Source organism: Agrobacterium sp. 22094 (genome assembly GCF_052046015.1).
In the GTDB taxonomy this organism is placed as follows: domain Bacteria; phylum Pseudomonadota; class Alphaproteobacteria; order Rhizobiales; family Rhizobiaceae; genus Agrobacterium; species Agrobacterium cavarae.
In genome coordinates, this window is the sequence record NZ_JBQEPX010000003.1 from 143,021 (window position 1) to 165,558 (window position 22,538).

The 22,538-nt window shown below is 57.7% G+C and carries 20 protein-coding genes and 2 tRNA genes; 14 read left to right on the forward strand and 8 right to left on the reverse strand.

Translation table 11 applies throughout. The features are described from left to right. Window positions 1-167: 167 nt before the first annotated feature. The 5 genes from ACTJK5_RS15540 to ACTJK5_RS15560 all read left to right on the forward strand — a co-directional run bounded on the left by ACTJK5_RS15540 (window position 168) and on the right by ACTJK5_RS15560 (window position 4,317). Window positions 168-1,139: an ABC transporter permease subunit gene (locus ACTJK5_RS15540; RefSeq protein WP_440598848.1), complete on the forward strand. Its 972-nt coding sequence runs from the start codon at window positions 168-170 to the stop codon at window positions 1,137-1,139. Window positions 1,140-1,150: 11 nt separating this feature from the next. Then, on the forward strand, window positions 1,151-1,993 hold the full coding sequence (gene ugpE, locus ACTJK5_RS15545; protein WP_062443839.1) for a sn-glycerol-3-phosphate ABC transporter permease UgpE: 843 nt from the start codon (window positions 1,151-1,153) through the stop codon (window positions 1,991-1,993). Window positions 1,994-2,005: 12 nt separating this feature from the next. After that, window positions 2,006-3,109 carry a sn-glycerol-3-phosphate import ATP-binding protein UgpC gene (locus ACTJK5_RS15550; protein ID WP_062423681.1) on the forward strand — a complete coding sequence of 368 codons (1,104 nt, stop codon included), beginning with the start codon at window positions 2,006-2,008 and terminating at the stop codon, window positions 3,107-3,109. A gap of 87 nt (window positions 3,110-3,196) precedes the next feature. Further along, window positions 3,197-3,778, forward strand: coding sequence for a helix-turn-helix domain-containing protein (locus ACTJK5_RS15555; protein WP_438371407.1), 582 nt, complete (start codon window positions 3,197-3,199; stop codon window positions 3,776-3,778). 11 nt (window positions 3,779-3,789) lie between these two features. After that, window positions 3,790-4,317, forward strand: coding sequence for an N-acetyltransferase family protein (locus tag ACTJK5_RS15560; protein ID WP_440598980.1), 528 nt, complete (start codon window positions 3,790-3,792; stop codon window positions 4,315-4,317). A 34-nt stretch (window positions 4,318-4,351) separates the two neighbouring features. Here ACTJK5_RS15560 and ACTJK5_RS15565 read toward each other — a convergent pair whose 3' ends face one another. From ACTJK5_RS15565 to ACTJK5_RS15590, 6 genes are all read right to left on the reverse strand, one after another. Then, a complete protein-coding gene (locus ACTJK5_RS15565) occupies window positions 4,352-6,859 on the reverse strand; it encodes a methyl-accepting chemotaxis protein (protein WP_440598850.1) in 2,508 nt (835 codons plus the stop codon). A 305-nt stretch (window positions 6,860-7,164) separates the two neighbouring features. After that, entirely contained in the window at window positions 7,165-7,344 is a 180-nt protein-coding gene (locus tag ACTJK5_RS15570; protein ID WP_113326129.1) for a hypothetical protein, read from the reverse strand. 151 nt (window positions 7,345-7,495) lie between these two features. Beyond that, window positions 7,496-7,684, reverse strand: coding sequence for a Trm112 family protein (locus ACTJK5_RS15575; protein WP_027674673.1), 189 nt, complete (start codon window positions 7,682-7,684; stop codon window positions 7,496-7,498). A gap of 9 nt (window positions 7,685-7,693) precedes the next feature. Then, entirely contained in the window at window positions 7,694-8,365 is a 672-nt protein-coding gene (locus tag ACTJK5_RS15580) for an LON peptidase substrate-binding domain-containing protein (RefSeq protein WP_162693867.1), read from the reverse strand. A 75-nt stretch (window positions 8,366-8,440) separates the two neighbouring features. Beyond that, window positions 8,441-9,409 carry a thioredoxin gene (gene trxA / locus ACTJK5_RS15585; RefSeq protein ID WP_440598851.1) on the reverse strand — a complete coding sequence of 323 codons (969 nt, stop codon included), beginning with the start codon at window positions 9,407-9,409 and terminating at the stop codon, window positions 8,441-8,443. 55 nt (window positions 9,410-9,464) lie between these two features. Beyond that, window positions 9,465-9,977 carry a prolyl-tRNA synthetase associated domain-containing protein gene (locus ACTJK5_RS15590; RefSeq protein WP_440598981.1) on the reverse strand — a complete coding sequence of 171 codons (513 nt, stop codon included), beginning with the start codon at window positions 9,975-9,977 and terminating at the stop codon, window positions 9,465-9,467. A gap of 254 nt (window positions 9,978-10,231) precedes the next feature. On the opposite strand from ACTJK5_RS15590, the gene ACTJK5_RS15595 reads away from it, so the two are divergent. The 3 genes from ACTJK5_RS15595 (at window position 10,232) to ACTJK5_RS15605 (ending at window position 11,794) form a co-directional block, all read left to right on the forward strand. After that, window positions 10,232-10,306 (forward strand) — tRNA-Gly (locus ACTJK5_RS15595). A gap of 217 nt (window positions 10,307-10,523) precedes the next feature. Next, window positions 10,524-10,598 (forward strand) — tRNA-Gly (locus tag ACTJK5_RS15600). A gap of 137 nt (window positions 10,599-10,735) precedes the next feature. Then, the gene (locus tag ACTJK5_RS15605; protein WP_440598852.1) at window positions 10,736-11,794 is read left to right on the forward strand and encodes a D-alanyl-D-alanine carboxypeptidase family protein; all 1,059 of its coding nucleotides are present in this window, start codon (window positions 10,736-10,738) and stop codon (window positions 11,792-11,794) included. A gap of 32 nt (window positions 11,795-11,826) precedes the next feature. On the opposite strand, the gene ACTJK5_RS15610 is transcribed toward ACTJK5_RS15605, so the two are convergent. Further along, the gene (locus ACTJK5_RS15610; protein WP_113226607.1) at window positions 11,827-12,066 is read right to left on the reverse strand and encodes an EAL domain-containing protein; all 240 of its coding nucleotides are present in this window, start codon (window positions 12,064-12,066) and stop codon (window positions 11,827-11,829) included. Window positions 12,067-12,208: 142 nt separating this feature from the next. Continuing rightward, complete coding sequence (locus ACTJK5_RS15615; RefSeq protein WP_113226608.1) at window positions 12,209-13,096, reverse strand: AraC family transcriptional regulator; 888 nt, start codon at window positions 13,094-13,096, stop codon at window positions 12,209-12,211. Window positions 13,097-13,293: 197 nt separating this feature from the next. Between ACTJK5_RS15615 and ACTJK5_RS15620 the strand changes: the two genes are divergently transcribed. The 6 genes from ACTJK5_RS15620 to ACTJK5_RS15645 all read left to right on the forward strand — a co-directional run bounded on the left by ACTJK5_RS15620 (window position 13,294) and on the right by ACTJK5_RS15645 (window position 22,339). Further along, window positions 13,294-14,748, forward strand: coding sequence for an alpha-glucosidase/alpha-galactosidase (locus tag ACTJK5_RS15620; RefSeq protein WP_113226609.1), 1,455 nt, complete (start codon window positions 13,294-13,296; stop codon window positions 14,746-14,748). A 113-nt stretch (window positions 14,749-14,861) separates the two neighbouring features. Further along, window positions 14,862-16,943 (forward strand): ABC transporter substrate-binding protein, encoded by a 2,082-nt coding sequence (locus ACTJK5_RS15625; protein WP_113226610.1) that lies wholly within the window; start codon window positions 14,862-14,864, stop codon window positions 16,941-16,943. Between the two features lie 219 nt (window positions 16,944-17,162). Beyond that, complete coding sequence (locus tag ACTJK5_RS15630; RefSeq protein WP_062423691.1) at window positions 17,163-18,167, forward strand: ABC transporter permease; 1,005 nt, start codon at window positions 17,163-17,165, stop codon at window positions 18,165-18,167. A 2-nt stretch (window positions 18,168-18,169) separates the two neighbouring features. Beyond that, a complete protein-coding gene (locus ACTJK5_RS15635) occupies window positions 18,170-19,291 on the forward strand; it encodes an ABC transporter permease (RefSeq protein WP_111847312.1) in 1,122 nt (373 codons plus the stop codon). An 18-nt stretch (window positions 19,292-19,309) separates the two neighbouring features. Then, window positions 19,310-20,965, forward strand: coding sequence for an ABC transporter ATP-binding protein (locus ACTJK5_RS15640; RefSeq protein WP_111847313.1), 1,656 nt, complete (start codon window positions 19,310-19,312; stop codon window positions 20,963-20,965). A gap of 21 nt (window positions 20,966-20,986) precedes the next feature. Continuing rightward, the gene (locus ACTJK5_RS15645) at window positions 20,987-22,339 is read left to right on the forward strand and encodes an alpha-glucosidase/alpha-galactosidase (protein ID WP_111847314.1); all 1,353 of its coding nucleotides are present in this window, start codon (window positions 20,987-20,989) and stop codon (window positions 22,337-22,339) included. Window positions 22,340-22,538 lie beyond the last annotated feature (199 nt).

Here is a 22,538-nt window from a genome sequence, read left to right on the forward strand (position 1 = left end):
CTTAATCGAGGGGAGGTCCGTTCCAATTGCAAGGCGCTTCCAAGGCTCTGTCATCCTCGCCTCCAAGGCAGGGCGTGACGCACAGTACACAAGCAGCGCTCTCTCAAAATTCAGGGACCGACGTCTTCACAAGATGTCTGGTCCATAACCAAGGAAGGTTTGCGGACGTGACCTACGTTCCCTCCCAACCGAGCGCCACACAGGTTCTTCCCGGTCTTGCCGCGAAAGCGAAGAAGCCTGTCGTGGCGACAGAAACGGCCAAGCGCGTCCAGTTTTCCCCTTCGCTGCTGCCCTATCTCTTTCTCGCGCCCCAGCTTCTGGTCATTTTCGTCTTCTTCTACTGGCCGTCGGTCCAGGCAGTCCAGTCCTCCTTCTATATCGAGGATCCCTTCGGCTTCGGCTCGACCTTCGTCGGCTTTTCGAATTACTCAGATGCGCTTTTCAGCGTCGAATATCTGAGCATCGCCAAGTTTACAGGCATATTCACCATCCTCGTCACGGTGTTTTCTCTGGCCATAGGGCTGCTGCTGGCCGTGAAGGCCGACGCGGTCATCCGCGGTTCTTCGGCCTACAAGACGCTGCTGATCTCCGTCTATGCGATCGCGCCGCCGGTTGCGGGCCTGATCGGCATGATGTTCTTCGACCAGCATATCGGCCCTTTCGTCAAGATCGCCTCCTTCTTCGGCTGGCACATGCAGGTGGGCGTCAGTTACTTCGACACGGCTTTCGCCATGGTCTTCGTCTCCGTCTGGAAGCAGATCCCGTATAATTTCATCTTCTTCCTGTCGGGCCTGCAGAGTGTGCCGGTCTCGGTGCGCGAGGCGGCCTATCTTGATTGCCGTTCCGGCGTTCGCCGGTTCTGGACCGTCATCATGCCGCTTCTGGCGCCGACCGCCTTCTTCCTGCTGATCATCAACGTCACCTATGCCCTGTTCGATACCTTCGGCATCATCGATGTGATGGTGAAGGACAAGGCGGCCAACAATCCGATCACGCTGGTCTACAAGGTGTTCCTCGATGGTTTCCGTGGAAACGATATCGGCGGCTCCTCGGCGCAATCCGTCATTCTGATGGTCGTGGTCTTCGTGCTGACCGTCATGCAGTTCCGCTTTCTAGAAAAACGCATCCATTACGGTTGAGGTGTTGACCCATGTACAAGACAAAGCCTCTCGACCATCTGGTGCTGATCATCGGCTCGCTGTTTCTGGTCCTGCCGGTCATCGTTGCCTTCATGACCTCGACGCATACCGCAGCCGAAATCCACATGAATGGACTGGCTCTGACGCCAGGCAATAATTTCGTCGCGACCTATGAGAAGGTGCTGACACAAAAGGGTGGCTTCACCGGCCAGGTGACCGGCTTCAGCATGGTGATGAACTCGCTGATCCTCGGCATCGGCTTTGCCGTCGGCAAGATCGTGCTGTCGATGATGGCGGCTTACGCCATCGTCTATTTCCGCTTCCGCTTCGCTACGCTCGCCTTCTGGATCATTTTCACCACGCTGCTGTTGCCGCTCGAAGTGCGCATCATGCCGTCCTACGAGGTGATGAGCAAACTCGGGCTTTTGAACTCCTATACCGGCCTCATCGTCCCGCTTCTGGCCTCTGCCACCGGCACCTTCTATTTCCGCCAGTTCTTCAAATCCGTGCCGGACGAGTTGCTGGAGGCGGCGCGCATCGATGGTGCGGGGCCGATCAAGTTTTTTATCGACGTGCTGATCCCACTATCGCGCACCATGGTGGCAGCGATCTTCATCATCATGTTCGTCTATGGCTGGAACCAGTATCTCTGGCCCATGCTGATGACCAATGATGAGAGCTTCTTCACGCTGATGCGCGGCATCAAGTCGATCCTACAGGTCTGGGTCGGTTCGCAACTTCCCGATTATAACGAGGCTTTCGCGCTTGCGGTTCTCGCCATGCTGCCCCCGGTGATGATCGTCATCATCTTCCAGAGCTGGTTCATCAAGGGCCTCACCGAAAGCGATAAGTAAAGGATACCGACAATGGCCGAGATCGAAATCAGTCAGGTCTGCAAGGATTACTCCAACGGCATGCGCGCCGTTCATGATGTGGATATCTCCATCAAGGATGGAGAGTTCATCGTGCTCGTCGGCCCTTCCGGCTGTGGCAAGTCCACGCTTCTGCGCATGGTTGCTGGCCTGGAGGAAATCTCCGAGGGCACCGTCAGCATCGGCAATCGCATCGTCAATGACGTGGAGCCTGCCGAGCGCGACATCGCTATGGTGTTTCAGAATTACGCGCTTTACCCACATATGTCGGTACGCGAAAATCTCGAATATGGTCTGAAGAACCGCAAGACGCCAAAGGCGGAGATCGATGCGCGTGTGGCGGAAGCCGCACGCATGCTGCAGCTCGAGCCCTATCTGGACCGCAAACCACGGGCGCTTTCCGGTGGTCAGCGTCAGCGCGTTGCCATGGGCCGTGCCATTGTGCGCAAGCCCGCGGCCTTCCTCTTCGACGAGCCGCTGTCCAACCTCGATGCCAAGCTGCGCGTCTCGATGCGCGGCGAGATCAAGCGGCTGCAACGCCGCCTTGGCACCACCTCCATCTATGTCACACATGACCAGTTGGAAGCCATGACGCTGGCGGATCGTCTCGTGGTTCTGAATGCGGGACGCATCGAACAGATCGGCGCGCCGCTCGATGTCTACCACACGCCTGCCTCCACCTTTGTCGCAAGCTTCATCGGCTCGCCAGCCATGAACCTCCTGTCTGGCGAACTGCATGGTGATCGTCTGGCGATCGGTCCTGCTGTCTTGTCATTGAATGGTGTTGCGCCGACCTCCGGCCCGGTGACGGTCGGCATACGGGCGGAAGATTTGCGCATTGCAAATGGTGATGAGCCAGCCTTGCCGTTCCGTCTCGATTATGTCGAAGAGCTCGGCTCGCAGCGGCTGGTGCATGGCGTCGTTGGCGATCAGCCGCTGACGGTGTCGCTTTCCGCCGAACTGGAGCTTCCGGAAATCTTCGCGCTCACCATCAATCCCGGCAGGCTGCATTTCTTCGACAAGGACACCGGTAAGCGGATCGATGTCAGGCTCAATGAGCAGAGTGCGCAGCTGCAAGTCGAACGGGCAAGCGTCTGATTAACGGTAAGGAAGCCGGAGTGCGCGATGCGCCCCGGCTTCATTTTTGTCCATTGACTCCATTATAAGATCGAATATTCTCTTATCATGGAAAATCAAAGTGACCCGCTTGAACCGGTAATCGCCGCAAGGCTCAAGCTTCTGCGAGAACAGAGTGGACTAACGCTCGATGGACTTGCGACGGCGTCCGGCGTGAGCCGCGCCATGATATCCCGCATCGAAAGAGGCGAGGCGAGCCCTACGGCATCATTGCTTGCGCGCATCTGCGCCGCACTCGGCCTTTCGCTGTCACAGTTTTTCGCCGAGGGCGAGGCGCCGCCATCACCTTTGGTAAAAAGAAGCGATCAGCCGACGTGGAAAGATCCGGAAACCGGTTATGTCCGCCGCGCCATTTCGCCACCCCGTACGGGCTCGGATGTCGACATCGTCGAAGTTTCGTTGCCGGCATCCGCGCGCGTCAGCTTCCCGCCCCACCCGGCCAGCAAGGGCATGACCCAATATGTCTGGCTGTTCGAGGGCGTGCTCCACATGACGCTTGGCGAGGAAACGTACCGGCTAGAGCCGGGTGACTGCCTCTTCATGCCCGTTGGCGAGGGCCACATTTTTCACAATCCGTCCGATAGTCCCGCTCGCTATGCCGTCGTGTTGGACCAGAGAAAGCGCATATGATGGAAGAGAATATTATCAACATCCGGCTTTTAGACCGCCAGGAGACACTGAATGCCCTGCCGGATCTTTGCGACGTCCTGTCGGACTGCGTCAATGGCGGAGCTTCTGTCGGCTTCATGCTGCCCTTCGGACCAGACGACGCGCGCAACTTCTGGCAGGATGTTGCAGAAGCGGTGGGCCGTGGCACCACACTCCATGCGGTGGCGGAGCGCGATGGTAAAGTGGTTGGCACGGTTCAGGTGGGTCTTGCCACCAAGCCCAACCAGCCTCACCGGGGCGACGTGATGAAGCTGCTGATCCATCGAACAGCCCGTGGTCTTGGTCTGTCACGCCGGCTGATGACGCATGTGGAAGCGGAGGCGGCAAGCCTTGGTCGGACGCTTCTCGTGCTGGATACGGCAACAGGCAGCGAGGCCGAAGCCATCTATCCGCGCTTCGGGTGGCAACGCGCCGGCGTCATCCCGGATTTCGCGCTCTTCCCCGATGGGCGTTACTGCGACACGACCTTCTTCTACAAACGCATAGGTCCGGCCGAATGACCGGACCTGTTGTAGAAGGCATGCTCTCTTAAAATCAGGCTGCGTAACGGGTTGCAGCACTGTCCTTCGTCAGGCGGAATTGCTGCAGCAATTGCAGCAACTGGTCTGTCTCGGTGTTGAGTTGCTGCGTTGCTGCACTCGTCTCCTCCACCATGGCGGCGTTCTGCTGGGTGAGCACATCGACTTCTCCGACGGAGCCGTTGATCTGTTGCAGTACGACCGCCTGATCCTGGGTAGCCTGGGTGATCTGGTGCACCTGATCACTGACCTTGGAAATCTGAACGCCGATTTCCGCCAAGGAGTCGCCGGTCTGGTTGACGAGGTTTGAGCCTGCCGAGACCTCTTGCGTCGAGACGGCAACCAGCTGGCGGATTTCCTTGGCGGCAGAGGCAGAACGCTGCGCCAGTTCCCGCACTTCATGCGCAACGACTGCAAAGCCCTTGCCGGCTTCGCCCGCGCGGGCCGCTTCCACGCCGGCATTGAGCGCCAGAAGATTGGTCTGGAATGAGATGGAGTCGATCACCTCGATGATATTGCCGATCGTCTGCGAAGCCGCCTCGATCCTCTCCATCGCCGCTATTGCGTTTCTGACGATAGCAAGGGACTCGTCTGTGTGGCGGCGCGTATTGTCGACAATACTGTTGGCCTGGCGCGCGCGCTCCACCGCATTGCGCATGTTGGAGTTGACCTCATCCACGGCTGCTGCGGTTTCTTCCAGCGAGGCTGCCTGGCGCTCGGTGCGCCGGGATAGATCAAGCGTCGAGGCCGACATCTGTTGCACGTTGACGCGGATCGTTCCGACATTGTCCTGAATGCCGCCGATCGTCTGGCGCAGCCGCTGCATGGACTGGTTGAAGTTGAGACGCAGCTCCTCCAGGTGTCCCGTAAAGGGCGTATCGATCATGGTGGAAATATCCCCAGCAGACAGCCGTTCCAGGCCATCGCCCAGTGCGGACACCGCAAACTGGATCTGACGGTCGAGTTCCCGGCGCTCCGCTTCGTTCATCTGCCGCTCCGCTTCGGCGGCAGAGCGCTGCTCTTCCGTCTGCGCTTCGAGGCGCAGGCGTTGAGCGGCATTTTCCTTGAAGACTTCCAATGCGCGTGCCATGTCGCCGATCTCGTCATGACGGGTGTTGCCGTTGAGCGGTACGTTGACGTCGCCGGTGGCAAGACGCTTCATGGCGCTGACGATCGTCAGGATCGGACCCTTGAAGGTCATGACCAGACCGATGCCGGCGAAAATCGCGATCAGGATGCCGGTGAGCATGGCAGAGATAGAGATGCCGTCAGCCTTGCTGCGTTCGCTATCAGCCGCCAGACGCTGGGATTCGGCAAAGCCTGTCAGCTGCTCCCAAATATGGCCGATTTCTTCCGTTGCCTTGGCGAAGGCAGCCTTGCGCTGGTTGAACATGGTCAGAAGGTCGGTGGCATTCTTGTCGAGCTTTGTGGACAGCGCATCGATCAGGGTCGCGCTTTTGATGGCGCTTTCGGACATCGTCTTGTCGGACATCACCGCACCCGCAGAGACGCTCAGACGGAAGGCCATATCGCGAAACCGTTCCAACCCGTCTTTCGTCGGGGCTGCGGCAAAGCCGGCCATTTCAAGCTGCATGTTCTTTGCGTCGTCGCCGATCTGGCGCGCCATCGTCAGGAAGTTGACGGCGGGCTCGATCTTGCCATCCAACTGTCCGAACATCTCGGTGGCCTGGCGCGACTTTACCGTTGCAAATCCTTGAAGGCGGATGGTTGCCGGGCGCATCATGTTGATCGCCTGATCGATCGTTCCGACCGTCATGTCGTTGACGACGCCGACATCGACCTGCTGGCGGATTTGCTTCACATTTTCGGAAATCTGATCAATGACCAGCTTCTGGTCGGCACTAGCGATGGCAGAGAGCGACTTTGCCGTAGCCTCAAGCCCGCCAATCGAATCGCGAATGACCGCAATCTTTTCTTCCGGAACTGTACGCTTGTTGAATTCGGTGACGACGGTTGCGATCAGTGTCGCGCCGCGAACCAGCCTGTCGGCCTCGCGCAACATCTCCTTGGCCTTCGTCTCATCGGTTTCGAGCGTGCTGCGGATGTTGGTGGCGTTTGCCAAAAGGCCATTAAGCTCTTTTGTCACGCCCGCCATATCGCCATTCATTTGCGATCTGAGCGCCTGTTCTTTTTGGTAAAAGGACCACAGCTCATCCACCTGAACGCCGATCAGCGAGGTACTTTTAATCGCGTCCTGAATGGCCGGATCGCTTCCGTCACCCGTCATCTTGAGAAAGGTGATCTGCTCATCGATTTGATGATGAAGCGTATTTCGCGTCTCTTCGGTGGTGTTGTGAAGAAACGAGGTCATGCTTTCATAGACCTGCTTGAAGCCGGTCAAGGATTGCAGGGTCGTGTTGGAAATATCCATGCGACCTTGAAGCAGCTTTGAGGTGTAAAGACCCGAGAGACCAACCGCAAGAATACTAAGGATGAATGGTGCAATGAAGACAATAACCTTTGTCTGGATCTTAAACCGTGCCAGAACTCTATCAATAAACATGCTGTCCCAGAGCCTCTATTATTATTATGCCGTTGATTATTATCGGTTTTCCGGCAGAGGAGACTTTTGCAATCAAGCTTTGAAAAAGCGTTAAAAAAAGACCGTATTTTTTGCTGGTGCCATGAGCGGTCAGTGGCTGCCCATTAAATGGACGACCAGAGCAATGTGCGCGATATTGGAAATTCGTACCCGGTCTTCGAGCCGATGCGATAGCCCGCTTGTTGACCCAGCACAGTTATGGCCGCAACGTTCATAAAATTTGTGATCGCTGCGGCCAGAACCCATACTAATACTTTACCTGGAGGTTAGCCCGCTCCCGGGTTGACCTCGCTGTCGTCCTCGTCTGGGAGGGAGCCGGCACCTGGCGTCTTGCTGTTGTCGGTCAGATGCTTTTTCGCGTGCGGACCGGCAGCGGGAATATCTTCATTGCGCTCGGTCTTCACGTTTTTTTCTTCGATCGCCTCGCGGGCGTTTTTGTCTTGCATCGTTCGAACTCCTCATCGCAATGTGACGATTGTCGTCAAAGATCGAACGCGTGGGGGGAATACCGGTTCCCAGGCGTGAAGCAAGCGGGTGCTGTGTGCCGCGGAGTCTTTTGGAAGCGTGCTGTCTATCTACGGGGGCGACTTGAGGTCGTCAGTCTTCGATCTTGCGCGCTTCCGAAATCAGCATGATCGGCACGCCGTCACGAATCGGGTAGGCCAGCTTGGCGCGTTCGGAAATCAATTCGTGATGTTCTCGATCATAGGTGAGCCTGCCCTTGGTCAAAGGGCAGACCAGAAGATCCAGAAGCTTCGGATCGACCTTGCTCAGCTTTTCATCCATGGGTGTGGCTCATTGCAGGATGACACCACCCTCTGCCCCGCCCTGAGCCAGCACGATCTCCATGATGGCGATCAGTGCGTCCGCGCGGGATTTCAGATCAGGAGCCTCCAAGAGAGCCTGCTTTTCCGCCGGTCCAAAGGGGGACATCATCGACAATGAATTGACCAATACACGATTTCCCGCGCGCTCGACGCTGTCCCAATCCGCTTCCAACTGGTTCGATTCAAGGAAATTGCGGAAGATGCGCAAGAGATTGGCGCGATCGATATCTTCCTCCCCATCTTCACCGGAGAGATCGGCAATGAACGGAGCTTGCTTGAACACGCGGTAAGGCGTCTTTTCTTCGATCTCCTCCAGCAGCCTGAAGCGGCAGACGCCTGTCAACGACACGACGTAGCGGCCGTCGCCGGTCTCGGAAAATGAGGTGATGCGACCGATGCAGCCGATGGGGCTCAGTGCGCCACCCTCGGTTCCGGCTTCAAGAGCCTGCAGGGCGGGCTGGACCATGCCGATTAGTCGGTGGCTCGCAATGGCCGCGTCGAACATCGCCAGATATCGTGGCTCGAAGATGTTCAGCGGCAGGTGCCCTTCCGGCAGCAGCAAGGCGCCCGGCAAGGGAAAAACGGGAATAGTCTCGGGTAGATCGCTTTCTTTCAGATATCTCGCATTTCCGACATGCATCGGAGGGATTCCTTATGTCTCATCGTTCCCGCTCCAATCTAGATGAGGAGCGGGTCGGCAAAGCGCAAGACGGTTTTAGGAAAAGAGTATGGAGGAGAGCTTTCTGCGACCGGAAATGCTGGCCGGATCCTTGAAACCCCAGGTCTCGAAAAACTCCACCAGCTGCTTGCGCGCGCCGTCGTCTTCAAAGGTCCGATCCTTGCGCATGATGGTCAGTAACTCTTCGACGGCCTCTTCCCGTTTGCCCTGCGCATTCAGGATTTTGGCGAGCTTCAGCCTTGATGCGTGATCGTCCGGGTTCAATTGTAGGGCTTGCTGCAAGGCCAACGGATCGCCGAGCTTGCGGGCTTCTTCGAACTGCGCCAGCTTTTTCGACGCCGCCTGCACGGCTGCGTCCTTGGAAAGTTCTTCCGACAGGGCCGACAGAAGCTCGCTGGCGCGCTCATATTGCCCGACCGCGATCATGCACTCGGCAATGCCGGCGACAGCGGCGGCATTTTCAGGATCAGCCTGCATCACGGCGCCGAAGAGCTGGGCGGCATTCTGGAAATCGCCGGCCTCCAGCAGCTGTTTTGCCTCGGCGAGCGCCGCCCCGATTTCGGCCTCCTGATCATCGCCTGCCGGTCCTGCGAGCTTCTCGATGAATTGCAGGATCTGGCTTTCCGGAACGGCACCCATGAAACCATCGACCGGTCTGCCGTCGACGAATGCGACGATCGCGGGGATGGACTGAATGCCGAGCTGTCCGGGGATGGCTGGATGTTCGTCAATGTTCAGTTTGACCAGCTTGACGCGTCCGCCCGCTTCATTGACCACCTTTTCCAGAACGGGCGTCAGCTGTTTGCACGGGCCGCACCACGGCGCCCAGAAATCCACCAGCACCGGCTGCCGGCGCGATTCATCCATGACGTCCTTGGAGAAATTCGCGGTCGTCGTATCCTTGATATAGGAGCCTTGAGCGCCGGATTGTCCGCCGCCGAAGCTTGCCGAACCCGTCATCTGACCTCCGAGCGAGGCTCCGTAAGGGTTATCCATTCCGCTCATATCTCGTCTCCAATATCATCTCGTGCCGGTGCGCTCATACCGCACAGATCGTGGTTTATTCCGTGACTTTCAAGATCAGCGGCGTGTGCCCCGTCGCCTCCAGGAAGCGCACGAGATCGTCACGGCCGATCGTCGTCGTCGCGTCGTTGGTCAGCGGGTGGCCATTGATCAGGTCGGATTTCATCAACTCGCTATCAAGCACGAAGGTCACTTGATTGTCGGTATCGTTGATCGCGCCGAAGACGGTGACCGAACCGGGAACGACGCCCAGATATTCCAGCATCTTTTCCGGTTTGCCGAAGGACACCTTGCTGGCGGCATCGATGGTCTTGTGAACCGTCTTCAGGTCCACCGTCGCGTTTTCTTCGACGGTCAGAACGAAATACTGGTCCTTCTTGTCCTTGACGAAAAGGTTCTTCGTGTGGCCGCCCGGGATCAGATCGCGCAGGGATTCCGATTCAGCGACTGTGAAGACCGGCTGATGCTGCGTGGTCGTGTGTTTTACGCCAAGGCCATCGAGAAAGCTGAAAAGATCCTGCGCCGTCTTGGGGGAATGCTCTGCAACCATCACTGCGTGCCTCTGCCGGATTTCGTCTGTCTTTGACAAAGTGAATAGGCCCGACACACCGCTTTTGCAATCCATTCTGCCGTGAAGCCCGCAAAAGATCAGCCTTTTCCGATGCTTGCGATGAGGCACAAATTTTTCTCCGGGTTTTCGTCATTTCCCTGTTGCATTTGAAAATCGGTTGAGCGATATAGCGCCCGTCGCCGCAAGACGGCGCCCACGGTTCAGCGATCTACCCCGAACCGTTGGATTTTTGAGCGGGTGTAGCTCAGGGGTAGAGCACAACCTTGCCAAGGTTGGGGTCGAGGGTTCAAATCCCTTCGCCCGCTCCAAATCTCTCTTTTCAATGTTCATTCTCCTTCTTCGCCATAGACCACGGCGCAGTCCGCGTTTGTGGCGCAAACGGCTGGCCGCTGGCGTGCGAAAGATATATCGCACCCTCCCTGCATTTATCTCTTGCATTTGAAAGTCGGTTGAGCGATATAGCGCCCGTTGCCGCATGACGGCGACCCGCGGTTCAGCGATCTACCCCGAACCGTCGGACTTTGAGCGGGTGTAGCTCAGGGGTAGAGCACAACCTTGCCAAGGTTGGGGTCGAGGGTTCAAATCCCTTCGCCCGCTCCAAATTCTCAAAATCAAAAACTTTCGATATGTCTTTATTGCATATCAGCTCACATGCTCGGCCATCTTTGCTCAGGTGGCATCCGGATCGTTTAGCTGATATGGGAACCGCTTTTGCAAGACAGTGGATATGCAGTAAGATGAAAAGACTGATCGGCTCCGTTTTGTTGGGATCCTTGTTTGCCGCGCCGATTGCTGCAAACGCAACTCCGGTGCTCGTGCTGGATGCCGATACCCATCAGGTGCTCGTTCAGGAAGATGCCGGCGTTCCCTGGTATCCTGCGTCGACAACCAAGTTGATGACGGCGTTTCTGACGTTCGAGGCCTTGCGTGATGGCGAGATTTCGCTCTCCACGCCTGTCACCATGACGAAGAAATCCGTCAGCGAGGCGTTTCTGGAGTCCGGTCTGTCTCAAGGTCAGGCGATGACGCTGGAAGATGCTCTTTATGCCATGATCGTCGCCTCAGCCAATGATGTTGCGATGGCCGTCGCGGAACGGGTGGGCCATGGCGAGGCACCTTTCGTTGAGAAGATGAACGAAGCAGCCCGGCGCCTTGGCATGACGGGGACGCATTTTTCCAATCCGAACGGATTGTTCGACAAGAACAACTACACCACCGCACGCGATCTCGCGATCCTGGGGCTCGCCATCGAACAGCAGTTCCCGCAGTTCCAGAACTTCTTCCAGGTCTCTGCCGTATCGATCAACGGCAAGGAAATCCCATCCAACAATTTGCTCCTCACCCGCTACCGCGGCACCACAGGTATGAAGACCGGGTTCCTCTGCGCATCCGGGCGCAACTTCGTCGGCGTCGCCACGCGCGACAACCGCCGCCTCATGGTGGTGGTGATGGGGGCGACCACCGAGCGCGAGCGCAACGAACGCTCTGCAAAATATCTGGACGAGGGCTTTGAAGGGCGGCTGCCTCCGAGCTTCGGAACCGTGGAGTCGATCGCCAACAGGCCCGAGGTCAAGCCGGAAGATATGAGAGTGCGGCTTTGCACCAATCAAAGCGTTCAATATGAAGCGTCGCGCGAGGCCATGTATCCGATGGGGCTTCCCGGCCAGCCAAGCTATCTCAATGATGAAATACCTGGCATCGTTCACCGCATCACGACCTGGCAGAATGAAGCCGCTGCCGCCGATGTTCCGTTGCCATCACCGCGACCGGTCGAGAATAATGCACCGCGGAACTGAGACCTCTTGAGTTACACCATGCTTTGGCTTCGTTAGCCGACGGCCACAACATCCGTCCGGACCTGCTGGTCCAGGAAGGGCTGAACATCGATGGCTTTCAGCGGGCGGGAACAGATGTAGCCCTGGATCAGGTTGCAGCCCATTTCGGTCAGCATATTGAGCTGATCGTCGGTCTCCACGCCTTCGACGACGCAATCGAGTGACAGATCGCGCGACAGAAAGCTGACCGACCGGACGATCGTCTGACTGGCCTCGCTGTCGATGAGACTGATAAGATAAAAGTTTAAAACCCCGTCTTACGACGGAAGTTAATACTTCATAACTTTGTCATTTCAAAAATATGTTTAAAAGCGGCCATGTGGAGGCTGCGCCCAGGGCGCCGCATGGCAGTATCTCTCTTTTCGACGGCATGCTTTATTTCTGGGGCGCGCTTGGATACATGCCGCTGGTGCGAAATTCGCTTGGGTTGGCGCCGTAAAGCCTGCGAAACACCTTTGAGAAATAGTTCGGGTCGTCAAAGCCGCAGAGGACGGAGACTTCCTTGATCGGAATATTCGCCGCCGTGGTCAAAAGCTTGGCTGCGCGTCGAAGGCGCCGCTGCAGTACAAACTCTGCTGGAGGAACGCCTTCATTCGCTGTGAAAATCCGTGAGAAATGGGCTCGGCTGAGCCCAGCCACGGCAGCCAGATCGTTGACTGACAAGCGCTCGTTAAGGTGTCCGTCGATATAGCTCAGCACCTGTTGCATGGTACGGTATTCGCCGCCGAAGGATGCGTGAGAGCCAAAGACATCATCATAAAGGGTCATTGCGGCTTCATAGGCGACCGCTGAGGCGGCCCCAGGTGTTTCCGCGCCGTTGACGAGACGGGAGCAGCATTCCGCCAGTTGATCGATCGTCTGCGTCTTCAACTTGAGGATCGGGCCGGTGACGGCGAGGATGTTGCGGTGAATACGCAGCGCCTCCTCGCCATTCATGGAGATCCAGAAAAACTCCCACTCCTGGCCTTCTTCCAACCAGTAACGGTGATTGTGGGGAATAAGAAGCAGCAACGTCTCGCCGGGCTTCACCAGGTAGCGACGATTGTCGTAGCGCAGATTGCCCGAACCACTGATGCAATATTGCAGGACTGTGAACGGCGTCTGTCCACGCTTTCGCCCATCCCAGTCGTAATTTCCGCCGCGGCGGATCTCGTACCCGCTGCTGGTCGGCATCGTATGAAGCGTCTGGCGACCGCGCGGCAGGGATACGGTGCGCATGCAAGGGCCTTGGTCGATCAAATCTTGCAGCACAAAATTACCCATTAAAGCATAATCCTTCTCTGGCATTGACCATCTTTATACGCATAATCGCCCGCAGAGGAGACAGCCAGCAGGATTTTTTAAAAACGATATAGTCAATAATTCTGATTTTCCAATAAGATGGAAGGTCATCTGAGTTTTTGTGACGCGAGAATCCTTTGGCCCGTTTCACCCTTTCCATTTGAAAAAGAGGTGGCGTTATGAGTTTCAAAATCGCTATAATCGGGGCGGGGAGCGTCGGCTTCACAAAAAAGCTCTTTACCGATCTTCTGTGCGTACCGGAGTTTCACGATATCGAGGTGGCGCTGACGGATATCAGCCAGCACAATCTCGATATGATCAAGGCCATTCTCGACAAGATCGTTGAAGCCAACCGCCTCAAGGTCAAGGTCACCGCGCACACGGATCGTAAACGTGCGCTGGAAGGCGCCAAATACATCATCAGCTGCGTGCGCGTCGGTGGTCTGGAAGCCTATGCCGAGGATATTCGCATTCCGCTCAAATACGGTATCGACCAGTGTGTTGGCGATACGATCTGCGCAGGCGGCATTCTCTATGGCCAGCGCAATATTCCCGTCATTCTCGATTTCTGCCGCGATATTCGCGAAGTGGCTGCCCCGAATGCGAAGTTCCTGAATTACGCAAACCCTATGGCAATGAACACATGGGCGGCCATCGAATATGGCAAGGTCGACACTGTCGGTCTTTGCCACGGTGTCCAGCATGGCGCCGAACAGATTGCCGAAGTTCTGGGCGCAAAATCGCTTTCCGAACTCGACTACATCTGCTCCGGTATCAATCACCAGACATGGTTTGTCGACCTGCGCCTTAATGGTCGCAAGATCGGCAAGGAGGAGCTGACTTCTGCCTTTGAAGCCCATCCGGTTTTCTCGCAGCAGGAAAAGCTTCGCATCGACGTCTTGAAGCGGTTCGGCGTCTATTCCACCGAAAGCAACGGTCATCTGTCGGAATATCTGCCATGGTATCGTAAGCGGCCGGAAGAAATCTCCCGCTGGATCGACATGTCGGACTGGATCCACGGCGAAACCGGCGGTTATCTCCGGTACTCGACGGAAACGCGCAACTGGTTCGAAACCGAGTTCCCGCAGTTCCTGGCCGCTGCCGACAAGCCGATCGATCCGGCCAAACGCTCCAATGAACATGCCAGCCATATTCTGGAGGCGCTGGAAACCGGACGCGTCTATCGTGGCCACTTCAACGTCAAGAACAATGGTGTCATCAGCAATCTACCTTCGGATGCGATCATCGAGTCGCCCGGCTTCGTCGATCGCTTCGGTATCAACATGGTCTCGGGGATCACTTTGCCGGAAGCCTGTGCGGCGACCTGCATGGCGTCCATCAATGTTCAGCGCATGTCGGTGCATGCGGCGGTGACCGGCGATATCGACCTCTTGAAGCTTGCCGTGCTGCATGATCCGCTGGTGGGTGCGGTCTCCACGCCGGAAGAGGTTTGGCAGATGGTCGACGAAATGGTCGTGGCGCAGGCCCAGTGGCTGCCACAATATGCCGATGCCGTTCCAGCGGCGCGCGAGCGCTTGAAGAACGCAACGGTCAAGACCCGCGATTGGGAAGGGTCAGCGCGTCGCGCCGTTCGCTCCGTCGAGGAGCTGCGCGCCATCAAGCAGGCAAGCTGATCGCCGCAGAGAGATCAGACGGCCCTGAGGAGGGCCGTCGATAAGACCGGGCGGGAGGCCCGGTTCAAAGAGCCACGGCGGGTATTGCCCGTTGTTCAAAAAGGGGAGTGAGGATGACAAACCGATATCTTGTGAAAACGGCCGCCCTTCTTGTCGGCGTGTCCGCGTTGGCCTATGGCGCCATGGCGTCGGAACTGACCGTCGTGCCGCAGCCGCCGGACTTTCCGGCGCAGACCAAGGTCCAATATGTGGATGGCTCGGCCATCCTCGAATATAAGGCGCTGCCGGAATATCATGAGCCTTCCTGGGTGACGAAGCAGTTCGTCGACCAAAAGAAGTTGCCTCCCGTCAAGGATCGCCTGCCGAAAGAGCCGATGGTCTACAAAACCGGCAACATGGCGGATGGTGTGGGCGTTTATGGCGATACGCTACGTCATGTCATCGGTGGTCGTCCGGAAGGCTGGAACTATTGGGCCGGTCAGAACCAGGGATGGGGCGGCATCGATATCGGTCTCTTCGAGTGCCTGACGCGCACCGGCCCGCTCTTCCAGGTCAAGGCGGACGACCTTCAGCCACTGCCGAACCTCGCAAAAAACTGGGAATGGTCCAAGGACGGCCACAAGCTGACCATGAAGCTCATCGAGGGTGCGAAGTGGTCCGACGGCCAGGATTTCACCTCCGATGACGTCATGTTCTACTGGGACGATAACGTCCTCGATCCGAACGTCTCGCCGCTGAACGGTGCCACCCAGGAGACCTTCGGCGCCGGCACGACGCTGAAAGCCATCGACAAGTACACGATCGAGTGGACGTTCAAGGACGCGTTTCCGAAGCAGTTCATCTACAACATGGCTTATGGCACCTTCTGCCCAGGCCCCGCCCATATGCTGAAGCCACAGCATCCTAAGTATTCGAAGAACACCTACGAGCAGTACAAGAACGCGTTCCCGCCGAGCTACATGAACTTTCCGGTAATGGGCGCGTGGGTCCCGGTCGAGTATCGCCCGGACGACATCATCGTCATGCGCCGCAATCCCTATTACTGGAAGGTTGACGAAAAGGGCAACCAGCTCCCTTACCTGGACGAGACGCACTACAAGCTCTCGACCTGGGCCGACCGTGACGTCCAGGCAGTTGCAGGCTCCGGTGACATTTCCAACCTGGAGCAGCCGGAAAACTTCGTGGAGTCGCTCAAGCGCTCCGCCCAGAAGGACGCTCCCGCGAGACTTGCCTTCGGACCGCGCCTGATCGGCTACAATATCGAGATGAACTTCTCCGCCAACGGTTGGGGCGATCCGGATGCCCGCCAGCAGGCCATTCGCGAGCTGAACCGGAATGAGCACTTCCGTCGAGCCATCACCATGGCGACCAACCGCAAGGAATTGGGCGATTCTCTTGTCAAGGGACCGTTCGTCGCAACCTATGCCGGTGGTATCCTTTCCGGCTCGAACTTCTACGATCGTCAGTCGACCCTCTACTATCCCTTCGATCTTGAAGGCGCCAAGAAGGAGCTTGCTGCAGCCGGTCTGAAGGACACCGATGGCAATGGCATCGTCAACTTCCCGGCAGGGACTGCCGGCGGCAAGGATGTCGAAATCTCGATGCTCGTCAGCAATGACTACACGACAGACAAGAGTCTTGGCGAAGGCGTCATCGCTCAGATGCAGAAGCTCGGCATTCGTGTGGTGCTGAACGCCCAGGCCAGCAAGGATCGCGATGCGGCAAACTTTGGTGGCAAGTTCGACTGGTCGCTACACCGCACCCAGGCAGAACTCGCTTCCGTCGTGCAGAACACGCCGCAGCTCGCTCCCACCGGTCCACGCACCAGCTGGTTCCACCGCGCCAACAACAAGAATGAGCTCGACCTGATGCCATTCGAGAAGGAGCTGGCTAATACGATCAACAAGTTCGTCATCTCGAGCGACCCGAAGGAGCAGGCCGAACTGATCAAGCAGTATCAGAAGATCTACACGACCAACGTCAACACGGTCGGTCTCGTGGAATATCCCGGTGCTCTGATCATCAACAAGCGCTTCAAGAACGTGCCGAACGGTGCGCCGATCTACATGTTCAACTGGGCCGAAGACTCGATCATCCGCGAACGCCTCTATGTTCCGGCAGCCGATCAGGGTGATTACCAGCTCTTCAAAGACACGTTGCCAGGCAAGCCTGGCGGTGACGGTCCGCAGAAGTAAGCGTTTCCTCCCGGCTCTGCGCCCCGCAGCATCAGGCGGGGCGTGGAACCTACAGCATCGGCCCGAAAATCGATTCCGATTTTCGGAAAGCCCGACGCGTAGATTCAAAAAGTTAGAGCGTCCTTTGTGCGTCCTCCAGGACGCACGGCGCTCTAAGTGGTGGCGGTTTGGCGGCTTTAAGGCCGCGGACCACCACCGTCCCCTCGAGGAGAAGTTCTTATGTTGAGGTTTCTGGTTACTCGCCTTCTGTCCGCAATACCGTTGCTTCTGATCCTGAGCATCGTGACATTTGCGATCATCCAGGCGCCGCCCGGCAACTATGCAGATTATATCCGGTCGCAGCTTATGAATCTCGGAGGCGCGTCCTTCGAGCAGGCCGATGCTCAGGCCAAGGCCTACGCCGTTGCCCACGGGCTCGATAAGCCGCTCGTCATCCAGTATTTCAACTGGATCTGGAACATGGTGTCGAAGGGCGATTTCGGCTACAGCATGTACTACAACCGCCCGGTCGGCGAGATTGTTGCCGAACGCCTGCCGCGCACGCTGATCCTCGCGCTCGTCTGCCACATCCTGGCATCCATCCTCGGCATCAGTTTCGGTATTCTTGCCGCGACACGCCAATATAGCTGGGTGGATACGATCCTCTCCGGCATCGCCTTTCTCGGCATGACCATTCCGCGCTTTCTGATGGCGCTGATCATGGTCTATCTCCTGGTCTTCCACTTCAACATCAGCGAAATCGGCAACTTCTTCTCGCCCCGCTATGGCGGCGCTCCCTGGTCCTGGGACAAGTTCGTCGATCTGGTGAAGCATGTCTGGCCCGTGGTCGCCATCGCCACCTTTGGCGGGCTTGCCTACAATATGCGCGTCATGCGCGGCAATCTGCTCGATACGCTGAATGCGCAATATATCGAGACGGCACGGGCCAAGGGCCTGCGTGAAAGTGCCGTCGTCATGCGCCATGCCGTGCCCAATGCGCTCCATCCGCTCATCATGTATCAGGGCGTGGTTCTGCCCTACATGCTGACCGGCGAAATCGAGGTGGCGATCATTTTCGCGCTGCCGACCGTCGGACCAGCCATCGTTGGTTCCATGCATGTGGGCGATGTCTATGTGACAGCCACCTTCATGCTGGTGCTGGCCGCCACACTGATCGTCGGCAACATCATCGCCGACATGCTGCTGGCAGCGCTTGATCCACGTATTAAACTGGGAGGAGCGTGACCATGTTGGTTCCAGCCGAAACCACAATCGAGCCGACCGTAACGACTGCAACAGCGGGCAACGAAAGCTATCAGGCTCTGGTTTGGCGCCGCTTCCGGCGATCCTTCACCGGCATGCTTGGCCTCGTGCTCGTCTGCGTTCTTCTCATCATGGCAGTCTTCGCGGGCTTCCTAGCCCCCGTCGATCCGATGCTGTCGGAAGACTCCTTCATGCCGCCGGAATCGATTTCGATCCATGACCAGGAAGGCAATCTGGTCATGCCCCGCGTCTATCCGATCGTCGATTCCGAAAAGCTCGATCCCATCACGTTCCAGCCCATCAGCGGACCGGACTATGAGAGCCCCCGGGTCCTCGGCTTCTTCGTGACCGGCTTCGAATACAAGCTCTTCGGCATCATTCCGTCCACAGTCCACTTCTTCGGCTCGACGGATGGCAAGCCAATTCACTTCCTCGGCACGGATAAGCTCGGCCGCGACATTCTCTCCCGCGCCATCTATGGCTCTCGCATCTCGCTGATGATTGCGTTGACCGTCGTCACCATCGTCACCGCTATCGGCACGACCGTCGGCATGGTCTCCGGCTATCTTGGCGGTGCCTTCGACACATGGACGCAGCGATTTGTCGAACTCGTGCTCGCCTTCCCGCAACTGCCGCTTTATCTGGCGCTGACATCGCTGATCCCGGTTACTGCACCCACCAATGTCTTTCTCGGCTTCGTCATCGTCGTCATGTCGGCGCTCGGCTGGGCGCAGATGTCGCGCGAAGTGCGTGGCAAGACGCTCGCACTTGCCCGCATCGAATATGTGAAGGCGGCGATCGCAATCGGGGCAACCGACCGGCGCATCATCTTCCAGCACATTTTCCCGAATGTGATGAGCCATGTGATCGTGGCGGTGACGCTGAACATTCCGACGATCGTGCTTCTGGAGTCCTTCCTTGGCTTCCTTGGCTTTGCGGTGAAGCCGCCGCTCATCTCCTGGGGTTTGATGCTTCAGGATACGGCCAATTATTCGGTTATCGGTTCCTACCCCTGGATCCTCGCACCTGTCGGCTTCGTGCTGGTCACTGTCTTCGCCTTCAATGCGCTGGGCGATGGTCTTCGCGATGCGATCGATCCCTATTGAGCCGAGAAAGAGATCACGATGACACAAAACCTCATCCCCGAACTTCGTCTCGACGCAGCGCTTCATACCGACGAACCGCTTCTCGACGTGCGCCACGCCGGCGTCAACTTCAAGACCGAGCATGGCCAAGTCTCCGCCGTTCAGGATATTTCGTTCCAGCTATACCGCGGCGAGACGATTGCCATCGTCGGTGAATCCGGTTCGGGAAAATCGGTCACGGCACGTCTGGTCATGGGGCTCTTGTCCAAGCGCGCCACGGTCAGTCCCGATACGCGGGTGAAGTTTCGCGGCGAAAACATTCTGAAATATTCGCGCGACAAACGCCGCCTGCTACGCGGCAGCCGGATATCGATGATCTTCCAGGAGCCGATGAGCTCGCTCAATCCGCTCTACTCCATCGGCACGCAGATTGCCGAAGCCATCCGCGCGCATCGCCGGGTCAGCAAGTCGGAGGCGCGCAAGCAGGCTATCGCGCTTCTGGCCGAAGTGCGCATCCCGGATCCGGAACTGAGGATCGATCAATATCCCCACCAGCTATCCGGCGGACAGCGCCAGCGCGTGATGATTGCCATGGCGCTTGCCAACAATCCGGACCTGCTGATCGCCGATGAGCCGACGACCGCGCTCGACGTCACCGTGCAGGCGCAGATCCTCAATCTGCTGCGCGATTTGCAGCAAAAGCACGGCATGGCCGTCGTCCTCATCACGCATGATCTGACGGTGGTGCGGCGCTTCTCCGACTATGTCTATGTCATGCAGAAGGGTCTGCTGCAGGAGCACAATACCACAGCCGCGCTCTTCGAGGCGCCGCAACACCCTTACACGCGCCATCTTCTCGGCTCAGAGCCCCGCGGCCGAGCCAAGCCACTGTCGGACGACCAACCCATCCTGCTCGAAGGCAAGAATGTCCGGGTATCGTTTGGTTTGCGCAGCGGCGGCTTTTTCCGCCCGGTATTTCACGATCTCGTTGCGGTGGATGGCCTGTCGCTTGACCTCAGGCGGCATGAAACACTCGGGCTCGTCGGCGAATCCGGCTCCGGCAAGACGACCTTTGGGCAGGCACTGACACGACTGATCAGCAATGAGGGCGGGGAAATCTTCTTCGACAAGCAGCCGATCCACAACAAGGATCGCGATGGCATGCGCCCCTTACGTTCACGCATGCAGGTGGTGTTTCAGGATCCGTTTTCATCGCTCAATCCCCGCATGACGGTCGGCCAGATCATCGGTGAGGGGCTGGTCGTCAATAATATCGGCGCCAACAGCGCCGAGCGGCTGGATCGCGTGCGAGCGGCTCTCAGAGATGCGGGACTTCCCGACAATGTCACCAATCGCTTTCCGCATGAGTTCTCTGGCGGGCAACGCCAGCGTATCGCCATCGCACGCGCGATCGCGCTGGAGCCCGAGTTCCTGCTGCTGGACGAGCCGACATCGGCGCTCGACCTCTCTGTGCAGGCACAGATCATCGATCTCTTGCGCAAGCTGCAGGATGAGAAGGGCTTGAGCTACCTCTTCATCTCGCACGACCTGAAGGTTGTGCGGGCACTTTGCCACCGCGTCATCGTCATGCAGCGCGGGCAGATCGTGGAGCAGGGGTCCGTCGAGGAAGTCCTATCCAATCCCAAGACCGAATACACGCAGCGGCTGGTCCGGGCTGCGTTCGAAATCGCATAATTTCCGAGAGTGGAGAAAGAAATGACAAGAAATCCCAAGATCGCTTTCATCGGGGCAGGGTCCACGGTGTTCATGAAAAATATCATCGGCGACGTGTTGCAGCGCCCCGCTTTGTCCGGCGCCCGCATTGCGCTGATGGACATCAACCAGCAGCGGCTGGACGAGAGCGCCATCGTCGTCAACAAGCTGATCTCGACGCTCGGCGTCAGCGCCAAGGCGGAAACCTTCACCGATCAAAGAAAGGCGCTGACGGATGCCGATTTTGTCGTCGTCGCCTTCCAGATCGGCGGCTATGAGCCTTGTACCGTCACCGACTTCGAGGTGCCGCGCAAATATGGTCTGCGCCAGACGATTGCCGATACGCTTGGTGTGGGCGGCATCATGCGTGGTCTGCGCACCGTGCCGCACCTCTGGAAGATTTGCGAGGACATGCTGGCGGTCTGCCCGAACGCCATCATGCTGCAATATGTGAACCCCATGGCCATCAACACTTGGGCGATCGCGGAGAAATATCCGACAATCCGCCAGGTGGGTCTCTGCCACTCTGTTCAGGGAACGGCGATGGAACTGGCGCTCGATCTTGATATTCCCTACGAGGAAATTCGCTACCGCTCCGCTGGCATCAACCACATGGCGTTCTTCCTTGAATTCGAACACCGCCAGCCGGATGGCAGCTACAAGAACCTTTACCCGGATCTGGTGCGCGGCTACCGCGAAGGCCGTGCCCCGAAGCCCGGCTGGAACCCACGCTGCCCCAACAAGGTCCGCTACGAGATGCTGACGCGCCTCGGTTACTTCGTCACCGAAAGCTCCGAGCACTTCGCGGAATACACGCCCTATTTCATCAAGGAAGGCCGTGAGGACCTGATCGAGAAATTCGGCATTCCGCTCGATGAATATCCGAAGCGCTGTATCGAGCAGATCGAACGCTGGAAGGGTGAGGCGGCCGCCTATCGCTCGGCCGACAAGATCGAGGTCAAGCAATCGAAAGAATATGCCTCGTCCATCATCAACTCGGTGTGGACCGGCGAGCCTTCGGTAATCTACGGAAACCAGCGCAACAATGGCTGCATCACCTCATTGCCTTATAACTGCGCCGCAGAAGTGCCCTGCCTCGTCGACCATAACGGCGTGCAGCCAACCTTTATCGGCGAATTGCCACCGCAACTGACAGCGCTGATGCGCACCAACATCAACGTCCAGGAACTGACGGTCCGGGCGATGATGAGCGAAAACCGCGAGCACATCTATCACGCGGCGATGATGGATCCGCATACGGCGGCGGAACTCGACCTCGATCAGATCTGGTCGATGGTGGATGACCTTCTCGTCGCCCACCGCGACTGGCTGCCGGAGTGGACACAGGCACGCTGATCCAACAAGGCTTGGCGGCGCTTTTCTCACACTTGCCGCCAGTATGATCGCCGCAATCGTTCGCGGTTGGGACACGCCACTACTCTACGTCTCAGGCACTTTCTCAAGCACATTGGAGATGCCTGAGGCTGCGGGACTGACTGTACCCTACAGCATCGGCCAGAAAATCAGGCTCGATTTTCTGGCCGATGCGTCGATT